Here is a 7,232-nt window from a genome sequence, read left to right as displayed (position 1 = left end):
GAGCCGAATTGGCCTCTTAAGGGCGCTCGAAAATGGCTGAAAATCGGCGGTTTTCTGCACCTCGCGGAACTCGCGGCGCTGCTTTGGGAGCAGCAGGTCGCTGGTTCGAATCCAGTCGCCCCGACCAATTCTCTCCGGCGCGCCGACCCGTGGCGTTTGTGCGAAAGGTCACAAGGCGCCGCGAACGGCGCTTGACGCGGCGGACGGGGCTTATAGGCTTGATCGGTAATGGACCCGATCCGCCGACGCCCAGAGAATTGTCCCAGAGGATTGACGATGCCGACCCTGTCCCGCGCCCTCGTTCTCGCCGCCCGCGCCGCGCCACTGGCCGCGTTTCTCGCCTTCGCCGCCCCGGCAGTTGCCGACGGCCCGATCTCGGGGCTCAGCCCGGCCTCGCCGCAGCCGGCCGCATCCGCGCTCAAGCCCGGCCTCGCGGTTCGCTACTACACCTACTTCGTCCGCGACACCCGCGAAGTCCGCGAATATGCCGACTATTCGAAGGGCGAGCAGGGGACGCCGATCCCGCGTCTCGACTACCATGTCGGCGAGGGGCCGGTACTCACCCACAAGAACAAGGACGGTGTCGGCGCGGTCATCAAGGGGCTGATCCGCATGGACAAGCCCGGCACCTATACCTTCATGGTCCATTCGAACGACGGCGTCGAACTCGTGATCGGCGGCAAGGACATCTACAAGGACACCGGCGTCCATGCCGACCGCTTCTCCGACGAGATCAAGGTCCAGGTCGCGACCGCCGGCTGGTACCCGATCGACATCGTCTATTTCGAACGCAAGAACACCGCGACGCTGGAACTCTACTGGTCGACGCCGGACCAGCCCGACCCGGATTACGTTCCGGCCAGCCATTTCGCCCATCTGCCGGGCGAGTGAGCGGACAGCCACGCCGCCGCCGGGGCGGGCCCGCCCAGGGGCTTGCACTTTTGCCCGGCAGGCGGGATAAGGTGGCGACCACAGGTGACGGTCACGGGGCGCCTTGTCAGGCCGCCCCCGGCCATGAATTCAGAGCAGGGACTTGCTTGCCATGACCAGCGCTTCACTGCCCGGAACGGCGCGGATCTACAAGCCGGCGAAGAACGCCATGCAATCGGGCCGCGCCCGGACCCGGAAATGGCGGCTGGAATACGAGCCGCGCGCCGGCCACGATATCGATCCGCTGATGGGCTGGACATCGAGCCGGGACACGTCCGGCCAGGTCGTCATGGAATTCGCGACCCGGGAGGCGGCGATCGTCTTCTGCGACCAGAACGGTCTCGCCTACCAGATCTTCGAGCCGCGCGAGCGCCAGCCGAAGATCCGCACCTATGCGGACAATTTCAGCTTTCACCGGCGCGTGTGACGGGATGGCGGCGCGGATGCCCGATCGCCACGACGCCGCCCGGCCTCCTCTCGACCCCGTAGCTCAGCTGGACAGAGCACGAGACTTCTAATCTTGTGGTCGCAGGTTCGAATCCTGCCGGGGTCACCATTTTTTTTCGAGCAAAATCAAAGAATTATGAGGCCGGGCGGCGGGGCATACGGTTAGGCTATTTGCCGTGTACCGCCTATGTACACAAATCGACCCATGAACGGCAGAAGGCCCCCGGTTTCCCGAGTGCCTTCGTGCGTCCTACGTGGTCTTGAGCGGCCAAAAGGCAATTCGCATCCGCGGTACAACGTAAACTCGCTCGGGATCGGGTCCGCCGCACGCTTGAGGCGGGCGCTCCAGTTCCCTATCTTGCCTGCGGTGATCCGCGCTCCCACGTCGCCACGAGCCCGCAGAGGGGCGGCGTGCGTAGCATCGTCAGGTGCCAATAGACGCCGGGCGAGCGCATCGCGGGCACTGGGTGTGGTCGTCGTAGAATTGATGCGGTCCGCTCGACAAGGTAATATGCGATCCGCCGCGCTCCCAGGCCGTTACGAGGAGGCAGAGTATCGGCTTGCGTAGTGTCGTCAGGTGCCAATAGACGCCGGTCGACTTCATCGCGGCCCCCGCGCTCCCACACCGTCATGAGCGGGCATAACGGCGCTGTCGATAGTGTCTTCTGGTACCGTAGGGCGTCGGTAGGTCGCACTGCGGATCGCTCATTCCCCCAGGAAATCATCCGTTGAACATTCTCCCTCTCTCACGAGCCGTTATTCTGGGCGCGTATCTGTGTATCTGGGCGATGCCAGTGCAGGGCCAGCAGGTTATCGAAGGCAGGGCGTCGGTCATCGACGGCGACACGATCGACATCCACGGCCAGCGAATTCGGATGCACGGGATCGATGCCCCGGAAAGCGGTCAGACCTGCATCCTTGACGACAAGCCTTACCGTTGCGGCCAGCAGGCAGCCCTGGCGCTCTCCGACCTTCTTGGCCAGTCCGTAGTCAACTGCGTGGCCCGCGACATCGATCGCTACGGCAGGGTTGTCGCGTCATGCTCATCCAGAGGAACCGATCTCGGAAGTTGGATGGTTTCAAAAGGGTGGGCACTCGCCTATCGCCGCTACTCGACGGACTATATCGATGAGGAAGCGCAGGCAGCGAGCAGGGGCGTCGGTATCTGGCGCGGCCGGTTCGACAAGCCCTGGGAGTGGCGCCGGGGCGTGAGGTCAACCGAACCGACCGTTGACCGGGAATGCGCTATCAAGGGAAACGTAAGCTCCAAGGGCGAGCGGATTTACCACGTTCCCGGCGGCGAGGATTACGCCCGGACCAGGATCAGCCCGTCGAAGGGCGAGCGATGGTTCTGTACCGAGGACGAAGCAAGAGCCGCAGGGTGGCGGCGGTCGCGGAGATAGCAAAGCCCCGCCAACGAGACCCGATAAACGCGAACTAAAGATGAATCACTGCGATAACGGGATGAGCAGCGATAGCGTGCGCGCCACTTTCGAGTTTCTGCCCTGAGGATCACGCGACACTATGCGTGCCGCGGCTATTCTGCCATCCTCTGGTTGAGTAGATTGCTATCTCCGGGCTGAATGATGTTGATCAAGCTGAACCGCAACGCGACTATCAAGGCTCCGTCGCCCTTTGATCCTGGTACTGAAGAGTTCCTATCGGTTGATGTAGAACGACTCGGGCGTCGGCTTGAGATAGATGACCGAGCCAAGCAGCGGGGCTCCAGCAATCTTCCCCCAGAAAATCAACAACATCCCGACGACGTGGAACTCTCCATAGAGAGCGAGATCAGCAATATTGCCCGTCAGGCACATGCCACGCTGACGGATTACCTGAAAACCTATCTCGAGCGATCAGGCACAATCCTTGCTTCCGACTCACCAGATAAAATCAGGAGTATCGCATCGACGGCAACGACCGGAATGTTCGCACAAGTCCGCACCGGGTCCGGGATACTCTTTAATTCGAAACGCGATTTCGTTCAGGCCAACGCCGATATCGAGAATTTCAAAATCAAACGAAACCTGACACGACCCGCTTCCTATCCGGAGAGCCGCTTCCTGCACGTCTCGGTCCTGCTACTGCTCCTTGTTCTGGAAAGCGGGGCGAACGCCGTCCTGATCGGCGACGCGAGCGAGTTTGGTATCCTCGGCGGCTTCATGGAAATGATCGGGATTTCCTTCATCAATCTCGTGGCCGGATTCTCTCTCGGCTGTTTTGTTCTGCCTCAAGTTTCCAGACGATTTTTGCCAGCGCGGATCGCGTTCATAATTATCAGCCTCGCCGTCATAGCGCTCATACTCCTGTTCAACTTGTTCGTCGGGCACTATCGCGACGTTATCGCCGTCTCGGCTAGCGATCTTGGTATCGTCAATTTTGGCGCGAGAGCGGTTGAAAACCTCAGAGCCGCACCTTTGGGTCTGGCAGACTTTAAATCGTGGATCTTTATGATTCTTGGCACGATTTTCTCCGGCATCGCAGTCGTCGACGGACTCAAATGGGACGATCTTTATCCAGGTTACGGGTCACGAGATAGAAGCCATAAGGCTCTTGTCCTTAGGTATGGGCGTGACTTCGAGCGTCTTCAGAACGGCCTTGAACGACTCGCTAAAAAGGGCATTGACGATATCAATGAGATAGCTGACCGCGCTGGCCGCCACGAGCAGGAGCTGAATTCTATCTCGTCGCGCCTTGCCGGGCTAAAAGAGAAGCTCGCAGCCTACTACGCCCAGTTGGAACGCGACGGCCGCCAACTCATTCAACGTTACCGACAGGTCAATATCGGCGCGCGCGCTTCCGCACCTCCGGCCTACTTCAACAACCAGTTCCAGATTCCGGACCAAGACCGGCGCTTTCCGAACACTGACATGACGGATCGTCTCGATGCCGAAGCGTTGAAGGCTGCAGCACGGCAGGCTCGCCGGCAGGTAGAGAACATGCATCGCGAACTACTCGATGTTTACAAGACGATCGATCAGCTGAGTGAGCAGGAGGTTCAAAACGCGAGCCCTGAAATTTTCGCTAAGAAGGTGGAGGAACTCGTCCTGGAGGTTCGAGAAACTGACGATCGAACCAGTGATTTTGGGGAGAAATCAAAGTGACGTCGCTTTATGACGGCGGTGGTAGTAAACGTTCACTTTTTCTGCCGATAGTTATTTCGTTCCTCGCATTGACGATCGCTGGCGGCGGGGTATGGGCTTACCTTTCGGTTAGTTCTGATCACGTCACGCTTGATGCCCAAACGCTTTGTCCAGTTTCCGGGCCTCTTTCTCGTACGGTCATGTTGCTCGACGTGACCGACCCTCTGGATGATCGTCAGGCAGCCGCTCTGGCAACTCTGCTCTCGGATCTACGCAACCCGGCGACGTCGGAAGCTGCAATGTCGGCGGCCAAACTGAGAGGCGGCGTACGATATGTCGAGCCGTATGGTGAGATCGTCGCCTACTCGATCCGACAATCAGGAACGGCGATGGAGCCATTCCTCAGAGTGTGTAATCCCGGCAATCCGGAAAAGATGTCATTGGAGGACGAATTCACTGCCAGCAAGCGCAGGGTGTCTGCGCGCTGGAATAAGTTCGAAGAGCGGATTCTGAGCGCCTTTTCGAGCGCATCGAGCTCAGATGAGCAGACCGATTCCCCCCTCCTGGAGACACTCGCGCTCATCGTCCAACGAGAAGCATCCAGCGTTGCATTGCGCGCTAGCGGCAGGGACACTCCGTTACGGCTGATCATATTCTCTGACATGATTCAGCACTCCAAAGCACTCTCGCATTTCCGCCGCTATCCGGGTGCGCCCGATTTCCTGCGCTCAGGAGAACTTGCCGCTCTCCGATCTGATCTCTCCAGCATAGAGGTCGTAGTCTACTACCTGCGTCGCTCGCAATATGCGCAATTTCAATCGCTCCAGCACTTCCAATGGTGGCAGGACGTCATGGCGGGCATGAACGGCGATTTGATCTACTTAGAGCCAATTTAACAATGCTTAGAACCGGTGAATTTCGTCGAACCGTCGATGACCGCTACGACAAATGGATATTCATTTGTTCATTTGCTATCGGTGCAGTGTTGATAGGCCTTTGCCGATTTTTTGGTGTATCATCTTGGGTCGTAATAATAATTCCTACAGTGATTCTGGGACTATACGCATTGTATGCCATGCGTACGGCGCGACTGAGCATGAGTCTCGATCGCGCTGGAGACAATATCTACTACCTTGGGCTTCTCTACACTCTTGTGACGCTCAGTATATCGCTCGTTCAAATCTTCGATTTGGGAGCGGGTGCTGATGCCGTGTTTGGTCTCATGTCCGCTTTCGGGATCGCCTTGTGGTCCACCATTTTCGGGATGTTTCTTCGCGTATTCGTCCAGCAGTTTCGAAGCGATCCAGCGGACATTGAGAAAGAGATCCGCGCAGATCTGACGGAAGCGGTCCGTTCGATACGTTCCGAACTTTATGCAATGACGTCTGACGTCAATTCGTACCGGCGCGCCATTACACAATCACTCACTGAACTCCAAGGCGAAGTTACCTCGTCCATTCGAGAGATCTCCAAGAGATCGACCGAGGCCGTAGAAGAAATGGCGGCTAGAGCCGCGTCGAGTGTGGATGACACGGCAAGGCGACTTAGCGAGACCGCGGAGGCTTTGCAACGCGCGAACGCGGGCCATTCAAACGCGCTGAGCAAGACCATCAGGGAAATAGATAGCGCGGTGAGCGAAGTGACGGCGCGACTTCAACGGTTCGAAGTAGATTCTAGCACGGTTTCCGAAAAACTGGCCACCGCCGCACAAAGCCTTGATGCCTCCGCCGCGAGTCTCCAGGAGCGTATCAACGCGGAGAAAGACGCGATCACAGCGCTCGAACGTCTTATCGCAATGATCAATTCCGCGACAGGGCCCGCTGTGCGCGAGAGCATCGAAATGGCCGTGGCGAGTGTAGAGTCGATTGGAGGCCAAGCGAGAACTACAAACAAAGCACTAGCAGCAATGGAGGAAGCAGTTGAGGCGCTACATACTCAACTCAGAAAGGCCGGAGAGCAAGACTTCCAATCGATACGAAAGCTTGTACAGGAAATGCAGGATTACGCTAAAGTTTCTGCCAGATCGACCGAGTTAGTCCAAGACGGACTGCTAAAAGGCGTTAAAGCGCTGCAAGAAGAAATACGCCGCTAACATGGCCGAGTTTGGCGACAGAAACGTTTTTCGCGACGTCGACCGTTCCTACCGCCGCGGGCTTGTGCTCGGCCTCACTTTCGCCGAGTTGTTCCTACTGTTGGTGTTTCTCTTGCTCATGGCGCTCGCCGGAACGGCGCTGCATTGGTGGGAGGAAATCCAAAAGACCGATGTCCTTGAGGCCAGCAATGAGCAGATATCTGAGAAACTCAAAGCGGCGGAAGAGGAACTTATGGCTCTGTCTGAGATCGGCAAACGGCTTTCAGATTCAGGCCTCAGCCCAGAGCAGATCACTACACTAATTGCGTCAGAACGCGAGCGCCTCTTTTCCCAACAAGAGCTTGCCAGGATCAACGAGGAGAACAAGCGCATTCAAGAAGAAGCGGAGGAGATGAAGCGTCAGATTGATTATTTGCGGCCACTAGCCGAACTCGGCACACAAGCAAATGCACGGGAAGCGGCCTTGAAGGAGGCCCTTGAAAAGCTTGAGCAGCTTTCGTCCGAGCGTGAGTCGATGCAGGCCCTCGCGGACATCGGCCGTGAATTCAAGGAGTGGAGTTCCCCCGGTTTCGTGGACAGTTAAGGGCTTGGGGATTCCAGTCTCGTTTGGGCGCTCCTTTCGTAGTTGATGGGTGACTGATAGCCGAGGGCGGAATGGCGCCTGGCGGGATTATACCAGC

General features: G+C 57.9%; 8 protein-coding genes and 1 tRNA gene. All 9 read left to right on the top strand.

The window, feature by feature from the left end; all coding sequences use genetic code 11:
• Nucleotides 1-195, top strand: a 195-nt coding sequence (locus OCH7691_RS23580) for a hypothetical protein (RefSeq protein ID WP_217808216.1), incomplete at its 5' end; no start/stop codon positions are given.
• An 81-nt stretch (nucleotides 196-276) separates the two neighbouring features.
• A complete protein-coding gene (locus OCH7691_RS22720) occupies nucleotides 277-891 on the top strand; it encodes a PA14 domain-containing protein (RefSeq protein WP_176245222.1) in 615 nt (204 codons plus the stop codon).
• Nucleotides 892-1,042: 151 nt separating this feature from the next.
• Complete coding sequence (locus OCH7691_RS22715; protein WP_085885909.1) at nucleotides 1,043-1,357, top strand: ETC complex I subunit; 315 nt, start codon at nucleotides 1,043-1,045, stop codon at nucleotides 1,355-1,357.
• A 52-nt stretch (nucleotides 1,358-1,409) separates the two neighbouring features.
• Nucleotides 1,410-1,486 (top strand) — tRNA-Arg (locus OCH7691_RS22710).
• A 619-nt stretch (nucleotides 1,487-2,105) separates the two neighbouring features.
• A complete protein-coding gene (locus tag OCH7691_RS22705) occupies nucleotides 2,106-2,780 on the top strand; it encodes a thermonuclease family protein (protein WP_217808215.1) in 675 nt (224 codons plus the stop codon).
• Nucleotides 2,781-2,963: 183 nt separating this feature from the next.
• Nucleotides 2,964-4,481 (top strand): MFS transporter, encoded by a 1,518-nt coding sequence (locus tag OCH7691_RS22700; protein WP_176245221.1) that lies wholly within the window; start codon nucleotides 2,964-2,966, stop codon nucleotides 4,479-4,481.
• Nucleotides 4,478-5,356 (top strand): hypothetical protein, encoded by an 879-nt coding sequence (locus tag OCH7691_RS23130; protein WP_139839881.1) that lies wholly within the window; start codon nucleotides 4,478-4,480, stop codon nucleotides 5,354-5,356. Before OCH7691_RS22700 ends, OCH7691_RS23130 begins: the two co-directional genes overlap by 4 nt.
• A gap of 200 nt (nucleotides 5,357-5,556) precedes the next feature.
• Complete coding sequence (locus OCH7691_RS22690; RefSeq protein WP_139839880.1) at nucleotides 5,557-6,552, top strand: hypothetical protein; 996 nt, start codon at nucleotides 5,557-5,559, stop codon at nucleotides 6,550-6,552.
• Between the two features lies 1 nt (nucleotide 6,553).
• Nucleotides 6,554-7,135: a hypothetical protein gene (locus OCH7691_RS22685; RefSeq protein WP_085885905.1), complete on the top strand. Its 582-nt coding sequence runs from the start codon at nucleotides 6,554-6,556 to the stop codon at nucleotides 7,133-7,135.
• Nucleotides 7,136-7,232: the final 97 nt, after the last annotated feature.

Source organism: Oceanibacterium hippocampi (assembly GCF_900172325.1).
GTDB lineage: Bacteria > Pseudomonadota > Alphaproteobacteria > Sneathiellales > Sneathiellaceae > Oceanibacterium > Oceanibacterium hippocampi.
Note: the sequence above shows the minus strand (reverse complement) of the source record. Positions and strands in the feature narration are given on the sequence as shown.

Coding starts and splice junctions, on each gene's coding strand:
- OCH7691_RS22700 (WP_176245221.1), top strand. CDS start 2,964: ATGTTGATCAAGCTGAACCGCAACGCGACTATCAAGGCTCCGTCGCCC.
- OCH7691_RS22715 (WP_085885909.1), top strand. CDS start 1,043: ATGACCAGCGCTTCACTGCCCGGAACGGCGCGGATCTACAAGCCGGCG.
- OCH7691_RS22690 (WP_139839880.1), top strand. CDS start 5,557: ATGAGTCTCGATCGCGCTGGAGACAATATCTACTACCTTGGGCTTCTC.
- OCH7691_RS22685 (WP_085885905.1), top strand. CDS start 6,554: ATGGCCGAGTTTGGCGACAGAAACGTTTTTCGCGACGTCGACCGTTCC.
- OCH7691_RS22720 (WP_176245222.1), top strand. CDS start 277: ATGCCGACCCTGTCCCGCGCCCTCGTTCTCGCCGCCCGCGCCGCGCCA.